Consider the following 25,220-nt stretch of genomic DNA (forward strand, 5'->3'; position numbering starts at 1 on the left):
CACCCCGCGCCGCGGTAACGGCGCCGGGTCGGGCCGGCTTCAGGCCCTCACAGGTCTTCGGACCCCAGCAGCATTTCCGAGATGCCCTTGCCCGCCTGGACCATCGGCCAGACGTTCTCGGTCGGATCGGTGCGGATGTCGAGGAACACGGTGCGATCCTTCAGGCGGATCGCCTCCTTCAGCGCCCCTTCGACATCGCCGGGCTTCTCGACCAGCAGGCCGACATGGCCATAGGCCTCGGCCAGCTTGACGAAGTCCGGCAGCGCTTCCATATAGCTGTGCGAGTAGCGCTTGCCGTAGTCCAGTTCCTGCCACTGCCGCACCATGCCCAGGTAGCGGTTGTTCAGCGACACGATCTTGACCGGCGTCTTGTACTGGAAGCAGGTCGAGAGCTCCTGGATGCACATCTGGATCGAGCCCTCGCCGGTGATGCAGAACACATCCGACTCCGGCTTCGCCAGCTTGATGCCCATCGCATAGGGCAGGCCCACGCCCATCGTGCCCAGGCCGCCGGAGTTGATCCAGCGGCGCGGCTGCTCGAAGCGGTAGAACTGCGCGGCCCACATCTGGTGCTGGCCGACGTCCGAGGTGATGTAGGTGTCGCGGTCCTTGGTCAGGTTCCACAGGGTCTCGACCACCATCTGCGGCTTGATCACCTCGCTGGACGGCTTGTAGGCCAGGCACTCGCGGCGGCGCCACTCGTTGATCTGGCTCCACCAGGCGTTGATCGCGTTCGAATCCGGCTTCGCCTGCGCTTCCTTGATCTGGTGGATCAGCTCCTGCAGCACGTCCTTGACGTCGCCGACGATCGGAATGTCCACCCGCACCCGCTTGGAGATTGACGAGGGGTCGATGTCCACATGGATGATCTTGCGCTCGACCTGGGCGAAATGCTTTGGGTTGCCGATCACCCGGTCGTCGAAGCGCGCGCCCACGGCCAGCAGCACATCGCAGTTCTGCATGGTCATGTTGGCTTCGTAGGTGCCATGCATGCCCAGCATGCCGAGGAACTTCGGATCCGACGCGGGGATCGAACCGAGGCCCATCAGGGTGTTGGTGCAGGGATAGCCGAGCAGGTTAACCAGCTCGCGCAGCTCGGCCGCGGCCTCGCCCAGGATCACGCCGCCGCCGGTGTAGATATAGGGGCGCTTGGCCTGCAGCAGCAGCTGCACCGCCTTGCGGATCTGGCCGCTATGCCCCTTCTTCACCGGGTTGTAGCTGCGCATCTCCACATGGGTGGGATAGCTGAAGGCGGTCTTGTGCAGCGAGACATCCTTCGGAATGTCCACCACCACCGGGCCCGGACGGCCGGTGCGCGCGATGTGGAAGGCCTTCTTCAGGGTCGTCGCCAGGTCGCGCACGTCCTTCACCAGGAAGTTGTGCTTGACGATTGGGCGGGTGATGCCGACGGTGTCGCATTCCTGGAAGGCATCCAGGCCGATCGCGGCCGTGGGCACCTGCCCGGTGATGATCACCATCGGGATCGAGTCCATATAGGCGGTCGCGATGCCGGTCACGGCATTCGTCACGCCCGGGCCCGAGGTGACCAGGGCCACGCCGACATCGCCGGTGGCGCGGGCATAGCCGTCGGCCGCATGGATGGCCGCCTGCTCGTGGCGCACCAGCACATGCTGGATCGAATCCTGTTTGTACAGCGCGTCGTAGATATAGAGGACGGCGCCGCCTGGGTAGCCCCACAAATGCTTGACACCCTCGGCCTGCAGACAGCGGACCAGGATTTCCGAGCCGTTCAGCTCGCTGGGGGGGGATGAAAACTGCGGTTGTGCCCTGCTTTCCAATGCAGCGGCACGCTTGACTTCCGCGCTAGACATGTCCATTTCGAACCTCTGTGAATTTCTCTAACGAAAAACCATCGGTGCTCCTTCTCGCGCCCTTGTGAGGCGGACTCGGAGCCTGCGCGGTCAAAAACGAGGCGCCCCGGTCGGGCGGCCAGCTTGAGACCCAAGTAGCTCTTTGTGCGAAGCAGCATTATGCCTGCGATCCCGGCATTCCGAGCGAACTCGTCGAGAATGGCGGGCGAAATGCAATAATCCGCGCCGATTTCGCCAGCACCGGGCCCGCCCGCAGACTCTTGGCCACCGAAAAAGAACTCAACGAATTCCTCCGCAGCGTCGAAAAACGTGCTTTCAAGCGCAGCGCCTACCTGGTGCGCGACGACGATGCTGCCCTGGACATCGTGCAGGACGCCATGATCCGGCTGGCCGAAAAATACTTCGACCGCCCGGCGGCCGAGCTGCCGCTGTTGTTCCAGCGCATCTTGTCGAACGCGACGATGGACTGGTTCCGGCGCCAGAAGGTGCGCCGCTCGGTGATGCAGAACCTGTCAGACTTCGAGGGCAACGACGGGGACGAGGATTTCGACCTGCTGGAATCGCTGGAGACGCGGGACGGCGCCCTGGGCGCGCTGAGCGCCGCCGACGAGGTGTCGCGGGCCCAGATCTTGCAAGCCATCGACAAGGAAGTCGCCGAGCTGCCCACGCGTCAACGCGAAGCGTTCCTGCTGCGTTACTGGGAAGAATTGGACGTTGCCGAGACGGCGTCCGTGATGGGCTGTTCGGAGGGCAGCGTGAAAACGCATTGCTCCCGGGCGGTCCATTCGCTTGCAAAATCTCTGAAGGCCAAGGGAATCACATTATGAGCAACAAGCCTCAGCATCAGCACTCCGACCTGGACATGTCGCGCTACGGCCTGCGCGTCGCTGCGGGCTTGACCGAGCATAACGAGACCCTGGCGCCCGACATCGGCGAACGCCTGCGCTTCGCGCGCGAGCAGGCCATGGCCAAGGCGCGCGAGGCCCGCGCCGCCCGCCCTCAGCTGGAAACCGCCGCCGGCGTGATCGCGCAGGGCAGCAGCCTGGCGCTGGGCGGCGGTCCCGGCCGCGGCCGCTGGCTCAAGCTGGCCTCCCTGCTGCCGCTGCTGCTGCTGATCGGCGGCCTGCTGCTGATCCAGCACAGCCAGTGGTACCAGCAGATCACCGCCGCGGCCGAAGTCGATGCCGCCCTGCTGTCCGACAAGCTGCCGCCGGCCGCCTATGGCGACCCCGGCTTCTCCGAATACCTGAGCGATGACGAACAGCAGCAAGCCGCGCCCGACTCGCAGCAGCAGCCCGAGTGACGGACCGATCGGCAGCATGACCCGAGCGGATCCCCACCCTAGCCGTACCCTCGCCCAGCCCATCGCCTGTGCCGTCTGGCTGGCGGTAGCCCTCTGTGCCGGCCCCGCGCTGGCCCAGACGACCTCCGCCGACCCGGCCGCCTCGGCGCCTACAGCGCCCATCGACGCGGTGGCACCGGCCGCCTCGGCCGCGCCGCTGCCGGTCGCCGCACCCGCCCCGCTGACGCCGCTGCCCGCCTTGCCAGCGACCACGCCCTCGACCACGATCGAATGGCAGGCCCTGAGCCCGGCCCACAAGCAGCTGCTGGCGCCGCTGGAGAAGGAATGGAATGCGCTGGACCCCTCGCGCCGCGGCAAATGGCTGGAGCTGGCCGCCCGCTACCCGCAGTTGCCCGAGCATGAGCAGCAGCGCGTGCAGCAGCGCATGAGCGACTGGGCCAAGCTCAGCCCGGCCGAGCGCCAGCAGGCGCGCATCGCCTTCCAGGCCTCGCGCCAGCTGAAGGCGGACGAGCGCCAGGCCAAATGGGAGGCTTACCAGGCCCTGCCCGAGGAAAAGCGCCAGCAGCTGGCCGACAAGGCAGCGCAGAAGGCGCGCCCGGTCAGCGTCGCCGCCCCGGCCAGCAGCAGCAAGGCCCCGCCCGCCCCGAAGCCGGCGCTGGTACCGCTGCGCCCCGTCGTCAGTGCCGAGCAGCCGCTCGGCCCGACCGTGCTGCAGGCCAAGCCCGGCGCCACCACGGTGCTGATCAACCAGGGCCGCGCCCAGGCCCGCCAGCCCACCGGCAACCCGCGGCTGGCGCTGGACATGGGCCGCCTGGACGACAAGACGCTGCTGCCTAAAGCGATCATTCAGCCGGCGCGGCAATAATCCCGCCCCATGAGTGAATCGTCCGACGGCGTAAGCGCCGTCTTCCCTTCCCCGACGCCGGGCCTGGCCCGCCGCATGGCCGCCTTCATCTACGAGGGCGTGCTGCTGTTCGGCGTGGTCTTCGTGGCCGGCTATCTGTACTCGGCCCTGACACAGCAGCGCAACGCGATGCAGGGCCAGCATGGGCTGCAGGCCTTCCTGTTCATCGTGCTGGGCATCTACTTCGTCTGGTTCTGGTCGCGCGGCGGCCAGACGGTGGCGATGAAGGCCTGGCATATCCGCGTGGTCGATGCCCAGGGCCGTGGCCTGAGCCAGCTGCGCGCGCTGGCGCGCTATGTGCTGAGCTGGCTGTGGTTCCTGCCGGCGCTGGCCAGCGTCTACCTGCTGGGCCTGCAGCACAGCAGCGGCGCGATCTTCGCGAGCCTGGGCGTCGGCGTCGTGGCCTATGCCGCGCTGGCCTGGATCCACCCGCGCCGCCAGTTCCTGCACGACGCGATCTGCGGCACCCGGCTGGTGACCCAGCTGCCGCCGCCGCGGGCCAAGAAGAAATGACCGAGAGCAACAGCAACCCGCACAAGGGTCGCACCGGCCTGGACCGCGTGCTGCGGGCCGCCGGCTATTCCTGGGCCGGGCTGCGCGCCGCCTACAGCGGCGAGAGCGCCTTCCGCCAGGAGGTCTGGCTGATGGCGCTCGCGACGCCGCTGGCCTTCTGGCTGGGGCGCGGCTGGGTGGAGGTGGCGCTGCTGGTCGGCTCGCTGCTACTGGTGCTGATCGTCGAGCTGCTCAACTCGGGCATCGAGGCGGCGATCGACCGCGTCGGCTTCGAGCTGCACGACCTGTCCAAGCGCGCCAAGGATCTGGCCAGCGCCGCGGTGCTGCTGGCCCTGCTGCTGGCCGGCGGCATCTGGGCCGCCGCCGCCTACCACCGATTCCTGGCCTGAGGGCTTATTAGACGGCGGCTTCGTCCGTTTCGCCGGTGCGGATACGCACGACCTGCTCGACCGCCGTCACGAAGATCTTGCCGTCGCCGATCTTGCCGGTCTTGGCGGCCTTCAGGATCGCGTCGATGCAGCGGTCGACCTCGTCGTCCTTGACGACCACCTCGACCTTGACCTTGGGCAGGAAGTCCACCACGTATTCAGCGCCGCGGTAGAGCTCGGTATGCCCCTTCTGGCGGCCGAAGCCCTTGACCTCGGTGACGGTCAGGCCGGAGGCGCCCACCTCTGCCAGCGCCTCGCGGACCTCGTCCAGCTTGAAGGGCTTGATGATGGCGGTGATCTGCTTCATGGCGAGGGCTCCGGATAGGGGTTTTGAACTGCCTGTGATTTAAGCACGGAACCCCGGCCTCAATCGGGAATGCGCGCCAGATCGGCGAGCCAGACATCGGCCCGCGAATCGCTGGGCGCACGCCAGTCGCCGCGCGGCGACAGCGAGCCGCCGCTGCCCACCTTGGGCGCGTTCGGCACGCAGCTGCGCTTGAACTGGCTGCCCTGGAAGAAGCGCCGCACGAAGATGGCCAGCACGCGCTTGATCTCGGCCAGCGCGTACTCGTTGCGCTGCACATGGGCCGCGTCCGGCCAGGCGCCCGCCGCGCGGTCGCCCCAGGCATGGCGCGCCAAGAAGGCGATCTTGGCCGGCGCATAGCCATGGCGCAGGGTGTAGAACAGGTTGAAGTCCTGCAGCTCGTAGGGGCCGATCGCGGCCTCGGTGCTCTGCAGCGGCTTGCCGCTGGCGGCCGCCGCGTCGGCCGGCACCAGTTCGGGACTGATCTCGGTGCCCAGGATGTCCAGCAGCACCTGATGGTCGACCGCGCCGAGCTGGCCGGTCTCGGCAACCCAGCGCACCAGGTACTGGATCAGGGTCTTGGGCACGCTGGCGTTGACGTTGTAGTGCGACATATGGTCGCCCACGCCATAGGTGCACCAGCCCAGCGCCAGCTCGCTGAGGTCTCCGGTGCCCAGCACCAGCGCGCCCTGGTGATTGGCCAGGCGGAACAGATGGTTGGTGCGCTCGCCGGCCTGCACGTTCTCGAAGGTCACGTCATAGACCGCCTCGCCGCGCGCATAGGGGTGGTCCAGGTCCTTCAGCATCTGCAGGCAGCTGGGCCGGATGTCGATCTCGGCCGCGCTGCAGCCGATCGCGCGCATCAGGCGCCAGGCCTGGTCGCGCGTGCGCTCGCCGGTCGCGAAGCCGGGCATGGTGTAGGCCAGGATATGGCTGCGCGGCAGGCCCAGCTGGTCCATTGCACGCGCCGCTACCAGCAGCGCATGGGTCGAGTCCAGCCCACCGGAGACGCCCAGCACCAGCTTGCCGATGCCGCTGCTGGCCAGGCGCTGCACCAGGGCCTGCACCTGGATGTTGTAGACCTCGTGGCAGCGCTCGTCGCGCCGCGCGCGATCGGCCGGCACATAGGGGAAGCGCTCGACCCGGCGCTGCAGCGGCAGCGGCTGCTCGCGGTCCAGGCCCAGCGCGAACCCGATGTGGCGGAACTCCTTCAAGGCCGCGCCATGCACGCGCACCGACTGGCCGAAGCTGTTCTGGCGCATGCGCTCGCGCGACAGGCGCTCCAGGTCGACGTCGGCCGTCAGCAGCTGCGAGCCGCGCGCGAAGCGCTCCGACTCGGCCAGCATCTCGCCGTTCTCGCAGATCAGCGCATGGCCGTCCCAGGCCAGGTCGGTGCTCGACTCGCCGGCGCCGGCCGAGCTGTAGGCATAGGCCGCCAGGCAGCGCGCCGCCTGCTGCGCGACCAGCTGGCGCCGATAGCCGGCCTTGCCGACCAGGGCGTTCGAGGCCGACAGGTTCACCAGCACGGTCGCCCCGGCCAGCGCCGCGAAGGACGAGGGCGGGATCGGCGTCCAGACGTCCTCGCAGATCTCGACATGGAAGCGCAGCAGCGGCAGGTCGGTGGCGGCGAACAGCAGCCGGTTGCCGAAGGGCACGCGCTGGCCCAGCAGCTCGATCTCCTCGCCCACCGCATCCAGCGCCGCATTGAACTGGCGCGCCTCGTAGAACTCGCCGTAATTGGGCAGATAGGTCTTGGGCAGCACGCCCAGCAGCCGGCCGCGCTGCAGCACCACCGCGCAGTTGAAGAGGCGCTGCTCGAAGCGCAGCGGCATGCCGACGATGGCCGCGCAGGGCTGCGTCCGCGAGGCCTCCAGCAGAGCGGCCAGCGCGGCCTCGCAGCCGTCCAGCAGCGCGCGCTGGTGGAACAGGTCGTCGCAGGTGTAGCTGGACAGGCCCAGCTCCGGAAAGGCCACCAGCACCGCGCCGCGCGCCGCGGCCTCGGCCAGCAGCTCGGCATGGCGCGCGCCGTTGAAGGCCGGATCGGCCACCCGGCATTCGGGCGAGGCCACCGCGATGCGCGCGAAATCGTGCGTGTAGAGATTGTCGAAATGCATGCCCCGAATCCTGCCATCAAAGCGCGGGGTTTGCGCCTGCGCCTAAGATTTGCCCCACATGAGCGACCACGACCTGAGCCTGCGCGTCGACGACGATCCGGCCGCCCTGCCCCTCGATGCCTGGAACGCGCTGCTGGCCGCCGCCGCGCGGCCCACGCCCTTCATGCGACTGGAGTACCTGCAGGCCCTGCATGCCAGCGGCTCGGCCGTGGCCGGCAGCGGCTGGCAGCCGCAGTTCCTCAGCGTCTGGCAGGGCGAGGCGCTGCGCGCCGCCTGCCCGGCCTATCTGAAGAGCCATAGCTATGGCGAGTATGTGTTCGACTGGGCCTGGGCCGATGCCTACCGCCGTCATGGCCTGGACTATTACCCCAAGCTGCTGGTGGCCGTGCCCTTCACGCCGGTGCCGGGCACGCGGCTGCTGGCGCGCGACGAGGAATCCCGCGCGCTGCTGATGCGGGGCCTGCAGCTGCTGGCCGAGCGCCGGCGGCTCTCCTCGGCCCATCTGCTGTTCGGCGACGCCGCGGATTTCGCCGCGGCACAGGGCGCCGGCTGGCTGCAGCGCAGCGGCGTGCAGTTCCACTGGCGCAATCGCGAGCCCGAGCCCTATGCGGGCTTCGAGGACTTCCTCGCCTCGCTGCAGCGCGAGAAGCGCAAGAAGATCCAGCAGGAGCAGCGCAAGGTGCGCGAGGCCGGCATCGTCTTCGAGGCCTTGCAGGGCAATGCAATCACCGAACAGGATTGGGACTTCTTCTACCGCTGCTACCGCCTGACCTACCGCGCGCATCACAGCACGCCCTATCTGACGCGCGAGTTTTTCGCCGCGATGCAGGCGCGCATGCCCGAGCATTGGCTGCTGTTCGTCGCGCGCCGCGGCGACGGCACGCGGATCGCCGCCTCGCTGATCGCGCTGGACCCGGCGCAGCGCCGCGCCTACGGCCGCTACTGGGGTGCGACCGAGGCCGTGCCCTGCCTGCATTTCGACGCCTGCTACTACCAGCCGCTGGCCTGGTGCATCGCCAACGGCTACCAGGCCTTCGAGGGCGGCGCCCAGGGCGAGCACAAGATGGCGCGCGGCCTGCTGCCGGTGGCCACCGGCTCCAGCCATTGGCTGGCGCATCCGGACTTCAGCGATGCGGTGGCCGATTTCCTCGGCCGCGAGGGTCAGGTCATGCGCGGCTACATCGGCGAGCTGGAGGAACACCAGCCCTTCAAGCGCGCGGCGCCCTGACAAAAAGAAAAGCGCCCCGCGGGGCGCTTTCTCGCTGGGGCGGGCAGCAAGCGCTGCCGGCCTGCTTACTTCTGCTGCGACTTGGCGTAGTTGGCCAGGCCCGAGGTGATCTCGGCCTTGGCGGCGTCCGGGCCTTCCCAGCCCTTGACCTTGACCCACTTGCCGGCTTCCAGGTCCTTGTAATGCTCGAAGAAATGCTGGATGGCCTTCAGGCGCATCTGGTTGATGTCCTCGGGCTTTTGCCAGTGGTCGTAGATCGGCAGGATCTTGCTGGTCGGCACGGCCAGCAACTTGGCGTCGCCGCCGGCTTCGTCGTCCATCTGCAGCACGCCGATGGCGCGGCAGGTCACCACCACGCCCGGGGTCAGCGGGAAGGGGGTGATCACCAGCACGTCGACCGGGTCGCCGTCGTCGGCCAGGGTCTGCGGGATGTAACCGTAGTTGCAGGGGTAGTGCATCGCGGTCGTCATGAAGCGGTCGACGAACAGCGCGCCGCTTTCCTTGTCGACCTCGTACTTGATCGGGTCGGCGTTCATCGGGATCTCGATGACGACGTTGAATTGCTCGGGCGCCTTGGCGCCGGGGGTCACGTTGTGCAGGCTCATGATGTTGTGTAACGCCAGGGGAAACCCGGATTCTAGCGGCTGGGCTTGCCGCGGCCTGACGTTCGTACCTCATCTGTACCCACTGGTAAACGCTCAATCGCCAAGCCCGGGGCCTCCCTTAGCATGCGCCGGACCGACCTGTGGATGATCGAATTGCATGCGGGATTGGCGTTTGTTGTTCGCAGGCGTCCCTTCATAACGGCAGATACATCAGAGGAGACATGTTCATGTCGACGGAAGTAGCGCTGTATTTCGCGCTGGCCTGCGGGCTCGCCGCAGTCTTGTACGGTTTCATTCAACGCAGCTGGATCCTGAACCAGGCCGCGGGCAACGCGCGCATGCAGGAGATCGCCGCCGCGATCCAGCAGGGTGCGGCCGCCTACCTGGCCCGGCAGTACAAGACGATCGCGATCGTCGGCGTGCTGCTCGCGATCCTGATCGCGGTGTTCCTGGACAAGACCACGGCGATCGGCTTCGTGGTCGGCGCCCTGCTCTCCGGCGCCTGCGGCTTCATCGGCATGAATGTCTCGGTGCGCGCCAATGTGCGCACCGCCCAGGCCGCCACCGAGGGCATGGCCCCGGCGCTGAACGTGGCCTTCAAGGGCGGCGCGATCACCGGCATGCTGGTGGTCGGCCTCGGCCTGCTGGGCGTGGGCCTGTTCTTCTGGTACGTCTCGGGTGGCGTCAAGGCCGACTCCGCAACGCTGAAGCCGCTGCTGGGCCTGGCCTTCGGCTCCTCGCTGATCTCGATCTTCGCGCGCCTGGGCGGCGGCATCTTCACCAAGGGCGCCGATGTCGGCGCCGACCTGGTGGGCAAGGTCGAAGCCGGCATCCCCGAGGATGACCCGCGCAACCCGGCGGTGATCGCCGACAACGTGGGCGACAACGTCGGCGACTGCGCCGGCATGGCGGCCGACCTGTTCGAGACCTATGCGGTGACCCTGATCGCGACGATGGCGCTGGGCGCGCTGATGATCACCGGCGCCACCCTGCAGGCGGTGATCTACCCGCTGGTGCTGGGCGGCTTCTCGATCATCGCCTCCATCATCGGCTGCAGCGTCGTCAAGGCGACGCCGGGCATGAAGAACGTGATGCCGGCGCTCTACAAAGGCCTGATCGTCGCCGGCGTGCTGTCGCTGATCGGCTTCTTCTTCATCACCCGCGCGGTGATGCCGGACGACGCGCTCGGCGCCGCATATCCCGGCTCGCAGCTGCGCCTGTTTGGCGCCTGCATCGTCGGCCTGGTGCTGACCGCCGGCATGGTCTGGATCACCGAGTACTACACCGGCACCGACTACAAGCCGGTGCAGCATGTGGCCCAGGCCTCCACCACCGGCCATGGCACCAACATCATCGCCGGCCTCGGCGTGTCGATGCGCTCGACCGCCTGGCCGGTGCTGTTCGTCTGCATCGCGATCGTCGTCTCCTACAAGCTGGCCGGCCTGTACGGCATCGCGATCGCCGCCACCTCGATGCTGAGCATGGCCGGCATCGTGGTCGCGCTGGACGCCTACGGCCCGATCACCGACAACGCCGGCGGCATCGCCGAGATGGCCGAGCTGCCCGACAGCGTGCGCGCGATCACCGACCCGCTGGACGCGGTGGGCAACACCACCAAGGCCGTCACCAAGGGCTATGCGATCGGCTCGGCCGGCCTGGCCGCGCTGGTGCTGTTCGCCGACTACACGCATGCGCTGGAAGCGCGCGGCATGCATGTCAGCTTCGACCTCAGCAACCACATGGTGATCGTCGGCCTCTTCATCGGCGGCCTGATCCCCTACCTGTTCGGCGCCATGGCGATGGAGGCCGTCGGCCGCGCCGCCGGTTCGGTGGTCGAGGAGGTGCGGCGCCAGTTCCGCGACATCAAGGGCATCATGGACGGCAGCGGCAAGCCCGAGTACGGCCGCGCGGTCGACATGCTGACCAGCGCCGCGATCAAGGAAATGATCGTGCCCTCGCTGCTGCCGGTGATCGTGCCGATCCTGGTCGGCATGTTCCTCGGCGCCGAGGCGCTGGGCGGCCTGCTGATGGGCACCATCGTCACCGGCCTGTTCGTCGCGATCTCGATGTGCACCGGCGGCGGCGCCTGGGACAACGCCAAGAAGTACATCGAGGACGGCCACCATGGCGGCAAGGGCAGCGATGCCCACAAGGCCGCGGTGACCGGCGACACGGTGGGCGACCCCTACAAGGACACGGCCGGCCCGGCGGTGAACCCGCTGATCAAGATCATCAACATCGTCGCGCTGCTGATCGTGCCGCTGCTGCCGATGACGGTTGCCAGCCACAAGGCGCCGGAGGTCCAGCCGCCCGCCGCCGCGGCCGCCAGTGCACCGGCCGCCGTCGCCAGCGAAGCCTTGCTCGCAACGCCGGCGCCGGCCAGCGCGGCGGCCTCGCAACCTTAAGGGCTTACCCGCATCGACCGGTATGGGCCCGCAATCGCGGGCTCATTTCACTTTGGTGCGCAGACCCTTCGGCACACAATGTGCAAAACATCACAGCGAGGACATGAGGGCATGAGGAACCTGGCCATCGATCGACATGAATTGGCACGCCGGCAGGCCAGGCTGGCCGACCTGCAGGCCTCGCTGTCGGCGCAGGAACAGGCGCATCGCGCCCTGCATGCCCAGGTCCAGGCCTTCATTGAACGCTACACCGCCCAGCTCGGCTCGCTGTACCTGGAGCTGGACGCGCTGGAATCGCAGCTGCACACCGCCCTGAGCTATCTGTTCGAGGCCCTGCAGCGCAACGGCGTCGCCACCGCGCGCCGCCCCGAACCGCCCAAGGCCAGCGCCCTGCCCCCGCTGCTGGCCCAGATGCCCGCCGGCGCACCGGCACCGGCCCAGCCCGAGGGCGGGCTGCAAGACCTGACCCCGCCGAGCCTGAAGCAGCTGTACCGCCGCGCCGCGATGCGCTGCCACCCGGACCTGGCCGGCAGCGCCGCCGAGCGCCAGCGCCGCGAGCAGGACATGATGAGCGTCAACCGCGCCTACGAGGCGCAGGACCGCGCGCGGCTGGAGAACATCCTGCTGGCCGCCGGCGAGGCGCCGGAGCGCGTCACCGGCAACAACAGCCTGGTGATGCTGGAATGGCTGCAGCGCAGCGAGCAGGCCGTGCAGGGCCGGCTGCGCGTCGTGCAGGCCCACCAGGCCGCCCTGCTGACCCATCCGATGCACCGGCTCTGGACCGCCATCACCCAGGCCGAGGCCAAGGGGCTGGACCCGTTGAGCGTGATGGCAAGCCGCCTGCGCACCCAGATCGCCGAGCGCCGCCAGGAGCTCTACATCGGCCAGCGCCTCCAGCCCGAATCCGATCTGGCGCACAACTTCCTGCAGCAGCGCCTGCAGCGCATGGGCGCCGCCGCGGCCTGATCGCCAGCCATCCGCCGGCAATCGCCCGGCAGCGCTTCAGCTTCCCGGCCGCCCGGCCGATACAGCAGGTCAGCAGGCCTGCAACGTCCGTCAGAACCGCAGGTCGACGAAACCAGCGGAGGCTCTGACGCGATGACCAGCATTTCTTCCATGGGCGCCCCCGGCCTGCCCATGCCCTCTTCCAGCGCCGGCCGAGCGGCCCCGCCGCGGGTCGAGCCGCGCCTGCCGCAACCACCCGCCCCCTCACCCGCGACCACCCAGGTGACGCTGGACGGCGGCGCGGCGGCCGCCAACGAGCTGGTCTACGCCAAGCCCAAGGCGGCCGAGCCCGCCCCCCTCTTCGCTCGCACCCGGAGCTGGGCCACAGCGGCGCAGCGGGGCGACGAGATCGGCGGCCTGATGGCGCGCAACGTCGACGGCAGGACCGCCAAGGGCGGCCTGGCCGACAGCTGGCGCGGCCTGGGCGGCGCGTTGCTGGCGCGCTTCGCGGCCACGCCCGCGAACTACCGCCAGACCCTGGTCGACACGCAGGCCCCGCAGGCACCCGGCGGCCCGGCCGGCACGAGCACCGAGGCGATCGACGCGCAACTGCCCGACCTCGACCAGCCCGATGCCACCCAGGTCAGCCTGAAGATCCAGACCCGCTCCGGGCAGACGGTGGCGCTGAAGATCTCGATGAGCAGGACGGAGGGCGACGCCGGCGGCGAAGGCCTGCAGGTCGAGATCGCCGGCTCGGGCCCGCTTGAGCAGGACGAACGCGAGGCCCTGGCCAAGCTGGCCGACGGCCTGGACCGGGCACTGGAAGGACTGGGGCATCCCGAGCGGCCTCAGCTGGACCTGGCCGGCCTGATGAAGGCCTATGACGGCAAGGCGCTGACCGGCCTCGAGCTGTCGATCAGGAACCCCAAGCCCCAGCAGGCGCTGGAGTCCTTCAGCCTGAGCCTGGGCGCCGAGCGCAAGGCGCTCGCACTCAAGGGCGGGGCCGGCGAGGTGGCGCTGAACCTGGACCTGAGCACGCCGCTGCGCACCACGGATCCGCAGCAGCGCCAGGCCGCGATCCAGCAGCATCTGCGCCAGTTCGACGCGGCCGCGCAGCGCAGCCGCGCCGATGCCGGACTGGTCGCGCTGTTCAAGGACGCCTTCGCGCAGATGCATGGTGCCGCCGCGCCGCCGGAGCAGCCGGCCGCGGCCGACGACGCGCTCGGCGATCCCGCGCTGGCGCGCCAGCTGCAGCCGCTGCACAGCGGGCTGCAGGACTTCCAGGCCAGTTTCGGCGGCGACTTCAAGAAGACCACCGAGCGCGGCGCCATCAACGAGATCGGCCGCGCCGACTACACGCTGAGCCAGAAGACCACGGTGCGGCGCCAGGGCGGCGCGGGCGAGATGTCGATCACCCAGGAGCGCAGCGAGCAGCTCGATGCGCATTCGCTGAAGTCGCGCTTCGGCGGCATGCTGGACACCAGCAGCGGCAACTACGACATCCGCAAGGTCAAGGACAGCCTCAGCACCACGACCCTGATCGAGCGAACCAAAGATCAGCCGCTGCGCGCGCTGAGGAAGACCGAACAGCAGCAGCTGGAGACCCGAGAGGCGCTGGAGAACCATCGCGTGACCGAGCGCAGCAGCCTGCCGGCCACGCGCAACTTCCTGGAGCGGCTGCGCTGAGGGCTAGGCCCGGTCCTGCAGCTCGGCGAAATAGCGCCCTGGCGGCTTGCCCAGGGCCTTCTTGAACATGGTGATGAAGGCGGTGACTGACTCGTAGCCCAGATGCTCCGAGACCCGCTGCACGGACTCGCCCGCGCAGAGTTGGCGCGTGGCCGCGACCAGATGCAGCTGCTGCCGCCAGCGCCCGAACGGCAGGCCGGTCTCGCGCTGCACCAGGCGGGCCAGGGAGCGCTCGCTCATCGCGACCAGCCGGCCCCAATCGGCCATGGTGCGCCGGTCCGACGGATCCTCGCTGAGCAGGCGCGCGATGCGCTGCATGCGCGGGTCACTCGAGGTGGGCACATGCAGGTTCTCGACCGGCATCCGGCTCAGCTCGTCGAGCAGCACCAGCGCCTTGCGGCCCAGCGGCCCACCGAGCTCGTAGTCCCAGGACTGCGCGGCCATGTCGAGCACCAGCTCGCGCACCAGCGGCGTGATGGCAAGCGTGCAGCAGCGATCCGGTAGCCGCGCCGCGCCGGGCTGGATGAACAGATAGCACAGCCTGGCGTTGGCGGTGGCGCGCACGCTGTGCAGGGTCTGCGACGGGATCCAGACCGCGCGCTGCGGCGGCACCATCCAGATCGCGTCGGGCGCTTCGCAGGTCACGCCGCCGGTCAGGGCGAACACGAGCTGGCCCAGGCGGTGCGCATGCACCGGCACCTCGCTCTTCTGCTGTCCGGTGTCAAGCCGCCAGCCGGCGACGAGGCTGCGAACCCGACCCTCGTCGAAATCCTCGAGTACGGCGTCGAGCGCGCAGATCTTGGGCATATTGGCAATTCTTGGAGATTGATTGGCCGATTATCCAAATTCAGCCAGCGCGCGAGCCGATACCTTCTGGGTTCATCCACTCCGTCGACCCTTTGTCATGGGCACAAGACCCGCCCCCATCACCCCGGCCCGCGCCCGGTCCGCCATGCTGCTGGCGAGCCTGCTGCTGATCGCCATGAACTTCCGCGCCCCGATCACCGGCGTGGCCCCGATCCTCACGCAGCTGCAGGAGGCTTTTGCCTTGACGCCGGCGCAAGCCGGCCTGCTGACCACCCTGCCACTGCTGGCCTTCGGCATCGTCTCGCCCTTTGCCTCGCTGCTGGCCCGGGCCTACGGGCTGGAGCGCACGCTGTTCGCATCGCTGCTGCTGATCGCGGCCGGCATCGTGCTGCGCTCCACGGGCGCCGCCTGGAGCCTGTTCGCCGGCACGATCATCCTCGGCACCGGCATCGCGCTGGGCAATGTGCTGCTGCCCGGCCTGCTGAAGCGCGAGTTCCCGCACCGCATCGCCCGGCTCACCGGCGCCTGCGCGCTGTCGATGGGCATCGCCGCCGCGGCGATGTCCGCCGGCGCGGTGCCGCTGGCCGTCGCGGCGGGCTGGCAGGCCGCGCTGGGTGCTTCGGTGCTGCTGCCGCTGGTCGCCGGGACGGCCTGGCTGAGCCAGCTGTCGTCCCGCACCGCACCGGCCGCCGTCGCCGCCGCTCCGCAAGGCGGGCCGGTATGGCGCTCCGCGCTGGCGTGGCAAGTGACGCTCTTTATCGGCACCAACTCGCTGCTGTACTACGTCGTCGTGGCCTGGCTGCCGACGATGCCGACCTCGGCCGGCGTCCCGGCCGACATGGCCGGCTCGCTGCACGGCGTCATGCAATTGGCGACCGCCGTGCCGGGCCTGCTGCTCGGCACGCTGCTGGGCCGGATGAAGGACCAGAAGCTGGTGGCCGCGGCGATGAGTGCGCTGCTGGGCCTCTCGCTTGCCGGCTTCGCGCTCTGGCCGATGGCCGCCTCGCTCTGGGCCGCCTGCTTCGGCTTCGCCTCCGGCGGCGTGTTCATCCTCGCCCTGGTGTTCATGGGCCTGCGCACCACCAGCCCGCAGCAGGCCGCGTCGCTGTCCGGCATGGCCCAATGCGCCGGCTACCTGCTGGCCGCCGGCGGCCCGACCTTGGCGGGAGCGCTGCACGACTGGGCGGGCAACTGGTCCACCGTGCTGTGGATCGGAGCCCTGCTGTCGCTGCTGATGGCCGCCTGCGGCGTGCTGGCGGGCCGGGCGCGCACCATCGGGATGGCGGGCGTTCCTGCCACTGCTTGATCACGATGCCGAAACTGCCTGGCTTCCGGGTTGAGACCCGGTGCTTTTCCGGCCCCAGAAAGGAGAAACGGGTTAGCCCCTGGTAAGGCTAACCCGTTGATTTCTCTGACTATCTTTGGTCGGGGCGGCGGGATTCGAACTCGCGACCCCTTGCACCCCATGCAAGTGCGCTACCAGGCTGCGCTACGCCCCGACTGAGCCTCAGATTATAGGCGACTTTTTATTGGTTACGCAAGCAATGATTCGCGAATCGAGATCAGCTCGCGGCGCACCTGATCGATCGACAGGCGCTCGCCCACCGGAGCGACTTCCACGGCCGCGCCGAGGGCCGCATCGGACGGCAGTTCGGAGTCCATTGCATCGGCCTCGCGCAGCGCGGCCTCGAGGGCCTCTTCGTGAAAGGCCTGCAGCGCATCGACGCGCAGACCGCCGGCCTCGGACAGCTGGTTGCGTGCGCCGGAGATCGTGAAGCCCTGGTCATACAGCAGGTCGCGGATGCGGCGGATCAGCAGTACCTCGTGATGCTGGTAATAGCGCCGGTTGCCGCGCCGCTTCATCGGCTTGAGCTGGGTGAACTCCTGCTCCCAGTAGCGCAGCACATAGGGCTTCACGCCGCACAGATCGCTCACCTCACCGATGGTGAAGTAACGTTTGGCGGGGATGGCGGGAAGCGCTTTGTCCATTGAAATCAAGGGCTTCAGGTGGGGAGGTCAGACTCTACTCGAAGTCTTCCTCGGAAGCTGTATCGCCTTGAACCAGCCCCTTGAGTTTGTGGCTGGCGTGGAAGGTGACGACATTGCGCGCCTTGATCGGGATCGACTCGCCGGTGCGCGGGTTGCGGCCCGGGCGCGGCGCCTTGCGGCGGATGTTGAAGTTGCCGAAGCCGGACAGCTTCACATCGCGCCCCTGCACCAGCTGGCCATGGATGATGTCGAAGAAGGCTTCGACCATGTCCTTGGACTCGCGCTTGTTCAGGCCCAGCTTGTCGAACAGCAGTTCGGCCAGCTCGGCCTTGGTCAGGGTCGGCGTCTCCAGGCTGCCGAGCAGCACGCGCGTCGCGGCCGCCGTCGGTTCTTGTTCGTCGCTCATCGCTCGCTTCCTCCCTGTGGCCTCAGCCGCGCAGCCGCGCGCCGAGCTTGTCGCCCAGCGTCGTCAGCACCCTGCCCACCACCTGCTCGATGCGCTCGTCGGTCAAGGTGGCCTCCTCGTCCAGCAGCTCCAGGCGCACGGCCAGGCTGCGCTCATCGGCTTTCAACTCGGCGGTCGGCTGCGCCGGCTTGAACACGTCGAACAGCTTGGCCGAGCGGATCAGGCCCTCGTTGGCCGCGGCGATCGCGCCCATCAGCGCGTCATGCGTGACGCTCTCGCCGACGATCACCGCGATGTCGCGCTGCGCCGCCTGCTGGCGCGGCACGCCCTGACCTTGCGGCAGGCTGCGCGCCAGCACCGCGTCGAGCGCCAGCTCGAACAGCACCGGGGCCGAGGGCAGCTCATAGCCCTGGCGCCATTTCGGATGCAGCTCGCCGACCACGCCGATCTCGGCGCCGTCCAACAGGACCTTGGCCGAGCGCCCCGGATGCAGGGCCGGATGCTCGGCCGCGACGAAGCTCAGCTGGCGCGGCGCGAACAGCGCTTCCAGATCGCCCTTGACGTCGAAGAAGTCGACCTGGCGGTCGCGCTGGCTCCACTGCTGCTGCTCGGCCGGACCATAGGCCAGACCGGCCAGGCGCATCGGCTGATTGACGCCGGCGATCGTGCTGTCGCTCTCAAGCACCGAGGCGTCGCGCAGGAACACGCGGCCGATCTCGAACACGCGCACGCGCGGCGCCTTGCGCGCCAGGTTGTGGCGCAGCACCTGCACCAGGCTGCCGATCAGGCTCGTGCGCATCACCGCCAGCGGCGCGGCGATCGGGTTCAGCAGCTGGATCGGGTTGGCATTGCCGGCCAGCTCCTGCTCCCAGCGCGCCTCGACGAAGCTGAAGTTGATCGTCTCGTAAAAGTCGCGCGCGGCCATCGCGTGGCGCAGCGCATGCACGGCGCGACGGGACTCGCTCTTCACCTTGCCGACCACCGGCGCCAGCGGCGGCGTGGCCGGCAGCTTGGGATAGCCGACGACGCGGATCACTTCCTCGATCAGGTCTTCCTCGATCTGGATGTCGAAGCGGAAGCTCGGCGGCGTGACGGTCAGCGTGCCCTCGCCTTCCACGAATTCCAAGCCCAGGCGCTTGAACACCTCGGCGCATTGCGCCTGCGTCAGCGGCATGCCGATCACCTTGGCGGCGCGGGCAACGCGCAGGGTCACCGGTTGGTGCGCCGGCAGCTGCGTGGTCTGGTCGTCCATCGGGCCGGCCTCGCCACCGCAGATCTCCAGGATCAGCTGGGTGATGCGCTCGATATGCTCGACGGTCAGCGCCGGATCGACGCCGCGCTCGAAGCGATGGCCGGCGTCGGTCGAGAAGTTGTAGCGGCGCGAGCGGCCCATCACCGCCTTGGGCCACCAGAACGCCGCCTCGACATAGATGTTCCTGGTGTCGTCGGACACGGCCGTAGCGTCGCCGCCCATGATGCCGGCCAGCGATTCGACGGCCTGCTTGTCGGCGATCACGCCGACCTGCTCATCCACCTCGATGGTGTTGCCGTTCAGCAGCTTCAGCTGCTCGCCTTGCTTGCCCCAGCGCACGACCAGCTCGCCATGGATCTTGTCCAGGTCGAAGATGTGGCTCGGGCGACCCAGCTCAAACATCACGTAGTTGGAGATGTCGACGAGCGGTGAAACCGAGCGCTGGCCGCAGCGCGCCAGGCGCTCGACCATCCAGGCGGGCGTCTGCGCCTTCGTATTGACGCCGCGCACGATGCGGCCCGAGAAGCGGCCGCACAGATCGGCCGCCTCGATGCGCACCGGCAGCTTGTCCTGGTGCTTGACCGCGGCCGATGCGATGGCCGGCGCCTGCAGCGGCGCGCCGGTCAGCGCCGAGACCTCGCGGGCGATGCCGTAGACGCTCAAGGCATGGGCCAGGTTCGGCGTCAGCTTCAAGGTGAACAGCGTGTCGTCGAGGTTCAGGTGCTCGCGGATGTTCTGGCCGACGGTGGCATCGGCGGCCAACTCCAGCAGGCCGCCATGCTCGTCGCTGAGCTGCAGCTCGCGGGCCGAGCACAGCATGCCGAAACTCTCGACGCCGCGCAGCTTGCCCTTGCCGATCTTGAAGGGCTTGCCATCCTCGCCGGGCGGCAGCTCGGCGCCGATGGTGGCCAGCGGCACCTTGATGCCGGCGCGCGCGTTCGGCGCGCCGCAGACGATCTGCAGCGGCTCGGGACCACCGGCGTTGACGGTGCAGACGCGCAGCTTGTCGGCGTTCGGATGCTGCTCGGCGGTCACGATCTCGGCGACGACGATGCCGCTGAAGGGCGGCGCCGCGGGACGCAGCTCTTCGACCTCCAGGCCGCTCATCGTCAGCAGCTCAGCCAGCTCTTGGGTGTTCAGCGCGGGGTTGCAGAAGCTCCGCAACCAGGACTCGGGGAATTGCATGTTGTTTACTCTTCTCTAGCGTCTCGTTGCTCAGTTCTTCACTTGAACTGCATTACTTGAATTGACTCAAGAAGCGCAGATCGCCGTCAAAGAACAGGCGCAGATCGTTGACGCCGTAGCGCAGCATGGCCAGGCGGTCGATGCCCGAGCCGAAGGCGAAGCCGATGTACTTCTCGGGGTCCAGGCCCATATTGCGGATCACCTGCGGGTGCACCTGGCCCGAGCCCGAGACCTCCAGCCAGCGGCCCTTCAGCGGGCCGGAGCCGAACATCATGTCGATCTCGGCGCTGGGCTCGGTGAAGGGGAAATAGCTGGGGCGAAAACGGATCTCCATGTCCGTCGTCTCGAAGAACTGCTGCATGAAGTTCACGTAGACGGACTTGAGGTCCTTGAAGGAGATGTTCTCGCCGACCCACAGGCCCTCGACCTGGTGGAACATCGGCGAATGGGTGGCGTCGCTGTCGACGCGGTAGGTGCGGCCCGGCGCGATCACGCGGATCTCGGGCATTGGCTGGCCTGCATCGATCAGCGCGCGATGCTTCTTCACATGTTGGACCGCATAGCGGATCTGCATCGGGCTGGTGTGCGTGCGCAAGACATGACCCCCTTCGATGTAGAAGGTGTCGTGCATCGAACGGGCCGGATGGTCCTCGGGCGTGTTCAGGGCCGTGAAGTTGAACCAATCGTTCTCGATCTCGGGACCGTCGGCCACGTCGAAGCCCATCGAACCGAAGATGGCCTCGATGCGCTCCATCGCGCGCGTGATCGGGTGCAGGCCGCCGGTGCCGCGGCTGCGGCCGGGCAGGGTCACGTCCAGCGCCTCGGCCTTCAGCTGCTTCTCCAGCTCGGCATCCGCCAGGGCATGGCGGCGCGCGTTCAGCGCGGCCTCGATGCCCTGCTTCAGCAGATTGATCTGCGCGCCGCGCGTCTTCTTCTCCTCGACCGACAGCGCGGCCAGGCCCTTCATCAGCTCGGTCACCTGGCCGCTCTTGCCGATAAATCGGGCCTTGGCGTTCTCCAGGTCGGCGGGCGTGGCGGCGGCGGCGAACTCAGTGGTCGCCGTCTGTAGCAGTTGATCGAGGTCGTTCATCGCGGGGCGAAGATCAGGATTGCGGTGCGTAAAAATGAAAAAGGCCGAGCACCAGGGTGTCGGCCTAAAAAGGCGCGCCTGGCGAACCAGGCAGCCACAACCGCCCTGACGGGCGGTGTCGGCAATTAAGCGAGAGCGGCCTTCACCTTGGTAAAGATGCTGGCAAAACCAGCCGGATCGTTGACGGCGAGATCGGCCAGGACCTTGCGGTCGATGTCGATCTGGGCCTTCTTCAGGCCAGCAACGAACTTGCTGTAGCTCAGACCCAGGCCACGGCTTGCCGCGTTGATACGGGCAATCCACAGCTGGCGGAACACGCGCTTCTTGGCACGGCGGTCACGGTAGGCGTACTGGCCCGCCTTCATCACCGCCTGCTTGGCGATGCGGAAGACGTTCTTACGACGACCACGGAAGCCCTTGGCCAGAGCCAGGACCTTCTTGTGACGAGCACGGGCGGTTACACCACGTTTGACGCGAGGCATGTTGTATCTCCTTCAGTTCGCGGATTACAGACCAGCAAAAGGCAGCATCGCAGCGATGTGGCCCATGTTGGTCTCATGCACGTTCGTCGCGCCGCGCAGCTGGCGCTTGTTCTTCGTGGTCTTCTTGGTCAGGATGTGGCGCTTGAACGCCTGACCGCGCTTGACGGTACCACCCGGACGCACGCGAAAACGCTTCTTCGCGCTGCTCTTGGTCTTCATTTTGGGCATGTGATGCTCCTTCTAAATGCGTCCCTGGGGCGGCGGTGATTCCTCACCGCACTTGCTCGGCCTCAGGAGACTAATAAGCCCGCCGACGACCAGATCGACGGGCCTGAACTTTTAACGAACTGCCCAATTCGGGCCGTCCGCCGGGCCGCCCCAAGGACGGCCACCTTGCAATCTAAAGCGGGCCAATGCCCGCTTTAGATTGCGCCCCCCGAGGGGCGGGCCCGCGTATTCCGCGGGCCAGGGGTCAACGCTTCTTCGGCGCCAGCACCATGATCATCTGCCGGCCTTCCAGCTTGGGCATGTTCTCGACCACCGCCACATCGGCCAGTTCGTCGCGGATCCGCTCCAAGAGGCGCATGCCGATGTCCTGGTGCGTGATCTCGCGGCCGCGATAGCGCAAGGTGACCTTGCCCTTGTCGCCATCCTCGGCGATGAAGCGGCGCAGATTGCGCATCTTGATCTGGTAGTCCCCCTCGTCGGTGCCGGGGCGGAACTTCACTTCCTTGATCTCGATGACCTTCTGCTTGGCTTTCGCCTCGGCTGCGCGCTTCTGCTCGATGTACTTGAACTTGCCGTAATCCATCAACCGGCACACGGGCGGGTTGGCGGTTGCGGAAATCTCGACCAGATCGACATCCATGTCGCCCGCCATGCGCAGGGCTTCCTGGATGCTCACGACGCCAATAGGCTCGTTCTCCGGGCCGTTCAGGCGCACTTCGGGAGCAGTGATTTCACGGTTCAGCCGATGCTTGCGCTCGGGAATCGCACGACGGTCAGCAAAAGTAGCGATGGTGCATACCTTTCAACGAGCCCAAGGCAGGGAGCCCACAAGAAGCAAAAGCGCGCCCAGACGTTAGGCCTTCGATGCGATGTCGCCAGAGAGCTTGCCAATGAAGCTGTCCAGGGGCATCACACCCAGGTCTTGGTTGCCACGGGCGCGCACCGCAACGGCCCCGTTTGCCTTCTCCTTGTCGCCTACGACCAGAATGTACGGGACCTTCTGCAATGAATGCTCGCGGATTTTATACGTGATTTTCTCGTTCCGCAAATCGGCTGCCACCCTAAGCCCTTGTTTTTGCAGCGATTTCACGATCTCGGCGACATAGTCCGCCTGGGCATCGGTGATATTGGCCACCACCACCTGGGTCGGCGCCAGCCAGACCGGCAGCGCGCCGGCATGCTGTTCGATCAGGATGCCGATGAAGCGCTCCAGGCTGCCGACGATGGCCCGGTGCAGCATGATCGGGCGATGGCGCGAGCCGTCCTCGCCGACGAACTCGGCGTCCAGGCGCTCGGGCATGTTCGGGTCGACCTGGATCGTGCCGCATTGCCATTGGCGACCCAGCGCGTCCTTCAGCGTGTACTCGATCTTGGGGCCGTAGAAGGCGCCTTCGCCCGGCAGGTATTCGAACTCGCAGCCCGATGCCTTCAGGCCCTCGGCCAGCGCGGCCTCGGCCTTGTCCCAGCTTTCCTCGCTACCGATGCGCTTCTCCGGTCGCGTCGAGAGCTTGTAGAGGATCTCGGTGAAGCCGAAGTCCTTGTACACCTTCTGCAGCAGGGTCGTGAAGGCCTGCACCTCGGCCTGGATCATGTCCTCGGTGCAGAAGATATGGCCATCATCCTGCGTGAAGCCGCGCACGCGCATGATGCCGTGCAGGCCGCCGGTCGGCTCGTTGCGGTGGCATTGGCCGAACTCGCCAAAGCGCAGCGGCAGGTCGCGGTAGCTCTTGATACCTTGCTTGTAGATCAGGATATGGCCGGGGCAGTTCATCGGCTTGAGCGCGTAGTCGCGCTTCTCCGACTCCGTCGTGAACATGTTCTCGCGGTACTTGTCCCAGTGGCCAGTCTTCTCCCACAGCCCCTGGTCCAGGATCTGCGGCCCCTTGACCTCCAGGTAGCCGTTGTCGCGGTAGACGCGGCGCATGTACTGCTCCACCTCCTGCCATACCGTCCAGCCCTTGGGATGCCAGAACACCGTGCCGGGCGAATGCTCGTCGATGTGGAACAGGTCCAGTTCCTTGCCGATCTTGCGGTGGTCGCGCTTCTCGGCCTCTTCCAGCATCGTCAGGTACTGCTGCAGGTCGTCCTTGCTGGCCCAGGCCGTGCCGTAGATGCGCTGCAGCTGCTCGTTGCGATGGTCGCCGCGCCAGTAGGCGCCGGCCACCTTCATCAGCTTGAAATGCTTGAGCTTGCCGGTAGACGGCACATGGGGGCCGCGGCACAGGTCGGTGAACTTGCCCTCGGCATACAGCGAGACCTCCTGGTCGGCCGGGATGCTGGCGATGATCTCGGCCTTGTAGGCCTCGCCGATGCTCTTGAAGTACTCGACCGCCGCGTCGCGCGGCAGCACCGAGCGCTCGACCTTCTCGTCCTTCTTGGCCAGCTCGGCCATCTTCTTCTCGATCGCGACCAGATCCTCCGGCGTGAAGGGGCGCTTGTAGGAGAAGTCGTAATAGAAGCCATGCTCGATCACCGGGCCGATCGTGACCTGGGCATCCGGGAACAGCTCCTTGACCGCATAGGCCAGCAGGTGGGCGGTGGAGTGGCGGATCACCTCCAGGCCGTCGGCATCCTTCTCGGTGACGATGGCCAGCTGCGCATCGGCGGCAATCAGATGGCTGGTGTCGACCAGCTTGCCGTCCACGCGGCCGGCCAGCGCGGCCTTGGCCAGGCCGGCGCCGATCGAGGCGGCCACCTGGGCGACGGTGACGGGCGCATCGAATTCGCGCTTGGAACCGTCGGGCAGTTGAATCGAGATCATGGTGGAGGAGCTCCGGAAAAACAAAAAGCGCGGCCGGGAGCCGCGCTTTGGAGATCAGGGATGAACGAGAAGACGTGACGAGCCGCGGCCGACTAAACCTCAGAGGTAGTGGTGGTCGTAGTTCGCGGTGTCATAACCAGGGCGCCTTTCTCGGTCCTTGTCCGTCACAGATGCTCCGATTGTAAGCCAGCCGATTACCAACGGTACAGGCGGCCGTTTTCGATGCGCACCCGGTCACCGACCTTCAGCCCGTCGAGCTGGCCCAGCTCGAACCATTGCTCGGCGCCGCGGCGCTCCAGCTGCACCAGCACCTCGTAGCGGGTGCGGCCGCTGCGCTGGCGTTCGATCTCGTTGCCGACCACCGCGCCGCCGACGGCGCCGGCCACCGTGGCCGCGGCGCGGCCGCTGCCCTTGCCGACCTGGTTGCCCAGGGCACCACCGATCACGCCGCCGATCAGCGCCCCACCGCCGCTGCTGCCGCCGCCCTCGATCTGCTCGATGCTGCGCACATGACCGTATTGCACCGGCGCCTGCGACGGGCCGCCGCTGCCGGGGTAGCTGCCGCTGGGCGGGTAGCCGCCCTGCTCGTAGACCGGCGCGCGGTTCTGGCGCGGTTCATGGTGGGAGGCGCAGCCGCCCAGGGCCAGCGCCGCCGCGGCCGTGGCGAGCAGGGCCGTGCGATGCCAGGCAAGTCGCTTGTTGTGGGTGTTCATGGTCAATCTCCTTGCAAGGACACATGACCATTAAACGCCC

24 protein-coding genes and 1 tRNA gene are annotated in these 25,220 nt (G+C 67.6%); 10 read left to right on the forward strand and 15 right to left on the reverse strand.

The window, feature by feature from the left end:
• Nucleotides 1–47 precede the first annotated feature (47 nt).
• Nucleotides 48–1,838, reverse strand: coding sequence for an acetolactate synthase 3 catalytic subunit (locus G8A07_RS19875; protein WP_195793709.1), 1,791 nt, complete (start codon nucleotides 1,836–1,838; stop codon nucleotides 48–50).
• 254 nt (nucleotides 1,839–2,092) lie between these two features.
• Here G8A07_RS19875 and G8A07_RS19880 point away from each other — a divergent pair, with 254 nt between their 5' ends.
• The 5 genes from G8A07_RS19880 to G8A07_RS19900 are packed head-to-tail and all read left to right on the forward strand — an operon-like array spanning nucleotide 2,093 to nucleotide 4,941.
• A complete protein-coding gene (locus tag G8A07_RS19880) occupies nucleotides 2,093–2,659 on the forward strand; it encodes an RNA polymerase sigma factor (RefSeq protein WP_195793710.1) in 567 nt (188 codons plus the stop codon).
• Nucleotides 2,656–3,135 (forward strand): DUF3619 family protein, encoded by a 480-nt coding sequence (locus G8A07_RS19885; protein ID WP_195793711.1) that lies wholly within the window; start codon nucleotides 2,656–2,658, stop codon nucleotides 3,133–3,135. Before G8A07_RS19880 ends, G8A07_RS19885 begins: the two co-directional genes overlap by 4 nt.
• Before the next feature lie 16 nt (nucleotides 3,136–3,151).
• A complete protein-coding gene (locus G8A07_RS19890; protein WP_195793712.1) occupies nucleotides 3,152–4,000 on the forward strand; it encodes a DUF3106 domain-containing protein in 849 nt (282 codons plus the stop codon).
• 9 nt (nucleotides 4,001–4,009) lie between these two features.
• Complete coding sequence (locus G8A07_RS19895; protein WP_195793713.1) at nucleotides 4,010–4,552, forward strand: RDD family protein; 543 nt, start codon at nucleotides 4,010–4,012, stop codon at nucleotides 4,550–4,552.
• Nucleotides 4,549–4,941, forward strand: a complete 393-nt coding sequence (locus tag G8A07_RS19900; RefSeq protein WP_195793714.1) for a diacylglycerol kinase — start codon at nucleotides 4,549–4,551, stop codon at nucleotides 4,939–4,941. Before G8A07_RS19895 ends, G8A07_RS19900 begins: the two co-directional genes overlap by 4 nt.
• Nucleotides 4,942–4,948: 7 nt before the next feature.
• Here the strand turns inward: G8A07_RS19900 and G8A07_RS19905 are convergent, their stop codons facing one another.
• A complete protein-coding gene (locus tag G8A07_RS19905; RefSeq protein ID WP_195793715.1) occupies nucleotides 4,949–5,287 on the reverse strand; it encodes a P-II family nitrogen regulator in 339 nt (112 codons plus the stop codon).
• Between the two features lie 59 nt (nucleotides 5,288–5,346).
• Complete coding sequence (locus G8A07_RS19910) at nucleotides 5,347–7,398, reverse strand: NAD(+) synthase (RefSeq protein ID WP_195793716.1); 2,052 nt, start codon at nucleotides 7,396–7,398, stop codon at nucleotides 5,347–5,349.
• 58 nt (nucleotides 7,399–7,456) lie between these two features.
• On the opposite strand from G8A07_RS19910, the gene G8A07_RS19915 reads away from it, so the two are divergent.
• Entirely contained in the window at nucleotides 7,457–8,626 is a 1,170-nt protein-coding gene (locus G8A07_RS19915; protein WP_195793717.1) for a GNAT family N-acetyltransferase, read from the forward strand.
• A gap of 65 nt (nucleotides 8,627–8,691) precedes the next feature.
• Here the strand turns inward: G8A07_RS19915 and ppa are convergent, their stop codons facing one another.
• Nucleotides 8,692–9,231, reverse strand: a complete 540-nt coding sequence (ppa, locus tag G8A07_RS19920; RefSeq protein WP_195793718.1) for an inorganic diphosphatase — start codon at nucleotides 9,229–9,231, stop codon at nucleotides 8,692–8,694.
• Between the two features lie 227 nt (nucleotides 9,232–9,458).
• Here ppa and G8A07_RS19925 point away from each other — a divergent pair, with 227 nt between their 5' ends.
• The 3 genes from G8A07_RS19925 to G8A07_RS19935 all read left to right on the forward strand — a co-directional run bounded on the left by G8A07_RS19925 (nucleotide 9,459) and on the right by G8A07_RS19935 (nucleotide 14,267).
• Nucleotides 9,459–11,636, forward strand: coding sequence for a sodium-translocating pyrophosphatase (locus tag G8A07_RS19925; RefSeq protein ID WP_195793719.1), 2,178 nt, complete (start codon nucleotides 9,459–9,461; stop codon nucleotides 11,634–11,636).
• A 111-nt stretch (nucleotides 11,637–11,747) separates the two neighbouring features.
• Entirely contained in the window at nucleotides 11,748–12,602 is an 855-nt protein-coding gene (locus G8A07_RS19930; RefSeq protein WP_195793720.1) for a J domain-containing protein, read from the forward strand.
• A gap of 132 nt (nucleotides 12,603–12,734) precedes the next feature.
• The gene (locus tag G8A07_RS19935; RefSeq protein WP_195793721.1) at nucleotides 12,735–14,267 is read left to right on the forward strand and encodes a hypothetical protein; all 1,533 of its coding nucleotides are present in this window, start codon (nucleotides 12,735–12,737) and stop codon (nucleotides 14,265–14,267) included.
• 3 nt (nucleotides 14,268–14,270) lie between these two features.
• Here the strand turns inward: G8A07_RS19935 and G8A07_RS19940 are convergent, their stop codons facing one another.
• Nucleotides 14,271–15,074, reverse strand: coding sequence for a helix-turn-helix domain-containing protein (locus tag G8A07_RS19940; RefSeq protein ID WP_195793722.1), 804 nt, complete (start codon nucleotides 15,072–15,074; stop codon nucleotides 14,271–14,273).
• A 145-nt stretch (nucleotides 15,075–15,219) separates the two neighbouring features.
• On the opposite strand from G8A07_RS19940, the gene G8A07_RS19945 reads away from it, so the two are divergent.
• Nucleotides 15,220–16,380, forward strand: coding sequence for an MFS transporter (locus G8A07_RS19945; RefSeq protein ID WP_213086176.1), 1,161 nt, complete (start codon nucleotides 15,220–15,222; stop codon nucleotides 16,378–16,380).
• Between the two features lie 116 nt (nucleotides 16,381–16,496).
• On the opposite strand, the gene G8A07_RS19950 is transcribed toward G8A07_RS19945, so the two are convergent.
• The 10 genes from G8A07_RS19950 to G8A07_RS19995 all read right to left on the reverse strand — a co-directional run bounded on the left by G8A07_RS19950 (nucleotide 16,497) and on the right by G8A07_RS19995 (nucleotide 25,180).
• Nucleotides 16,497–16,573, reverse strand: a tRNA-Pro gene (locus G8A07_RS19950).
• Between the two features lie 34 nt (nucleotides 16,574–16,607).
• Nucleotides 16,608–17,063: a MerR family transcriptional regulator gene (locus G8A07_RS19955; RefSeq protein WP_195793724.1), complete on the reverse strand. Its 456-nt coding sequence runs from the start codon at nucleotides 17,061–17,063 to the stop codon at nucleotides 16,608–16,610.
• 34 nt (nucleotides 17,064–17,097) lie between these two features.
• Complete coding sequence (locus G8A07_RS19960; protein WP_195793725.1) at nucleotides 17,098–17,469, reverse strand: integration host factor subunit alpha; 372 nt, start codon at nucleotides 17,467–17,469, stop codon at nucleotides 17,098–17,100.
• A gap of 22 nt (nucleotides 17,470–17,491) precedes the next feature.
• Entirely contained in the window at nucleotides 17,492–19,906 is a 2,415-nt protein-coding gene (gene pheT / locus G8A07_RS19965) for a phenylalanine--tRNA ligase subunit beta (RefSeq protein ID WP_195793726.1), read from the reverse strand.
• A 52-nt stretch (nucleotides 19,907–19,958) separates the two neighbouring features.
• Nucleotides 19,959–20,996, reverse strand: a complete 1,038-nt coding sequence (locus tag G8A07_RS19970) for a phenylalanine--tRNA ligase subunit alpha (RefSeq protein ID WP_195793727.1) — start codon at nucleotides 20,994–20,996, stop codon at nucleotides 19,959–19,961.
• A 125-nt stretch (nucleotides 20,997–21,121) separates the two neighbouring features.
• Nucleotides 21,122–21,478 (reverse strand): 50S ribosomal protein L20, encoded by a 357-nt coding sequence (gene rplT, locus G8A07_RS19975; protein WP_195793728.1) that lies wholly within the window; start codon nucleotides 21,476–21,478, stop codon nucleotides 21,122–21,124.
• Between the two features lie 24 nt (nucleotides 21,479–21,502).
• Nucleotides 21,503–21,706, reverse strand: coding sequence for a 50S ribosomal protein L35 (gene rpmI, locus G8A07_RS19980; RefSeq protein ID WP_092946465.1), 204 nt, complete (start codon nucleotides 21,704–21,706; stop codon nucleotides 21,503–21,505).
• Between the two features lie 244 nt (nucleotides 21,707–21,950).
• A complete protein-coding gene (gene infC / locus G8A07_RS19985) occupies nucleotides 21,951–22,496 on the reverse strand; it encodes a translation initiation factor IF-3 (RefSeq protein ID WP_195797865.1) in 546 nt (181 codons plus the stop codon).
• Between the two features lie 63 nt (nucleotides 22,497–22,559).
• On the reverse strand, nucleotides 22,560–24,467 hold the full coding sequence (gene thrS / locus G8A07_RS19990) for a threonine--tRNA ligase (RefSeq protein WP_195793729.1): 1,908 nt from the start codon (nucleotides 24,465–24,467) through the stop codon (nucleotides 22,560–22,562).
• Nucleotides 24,468–24,661: 194 nt separating this feature from the next.
• Nucleotides 24,662–25,180 (reverse strand): glycine zipper 2TM domain-containing protein, encoded by a 519-nt coding sequence (locus tag G8A07_RS19995; RefSeq protein WP_195793730.1) that lies wholly within the window; start codon nucleotides 25,178–25,180, stop codon nucleotides 24,662–24,664.
• Between the last annotated feature and the right edge of the window lie 40 nt (nucleotides 25,181–25,220).

The sequence above is a fragment of the Roseateles sp. DAIF2 genome, assembly GCF_015624425.1.
In the GTDB taxonomy this organism is placed as follows: Bacteria; Pseudomonadota; Gammaproteobacteria; order Burkholderiales; family Burkholderiaceae_C; genus Kinneretia.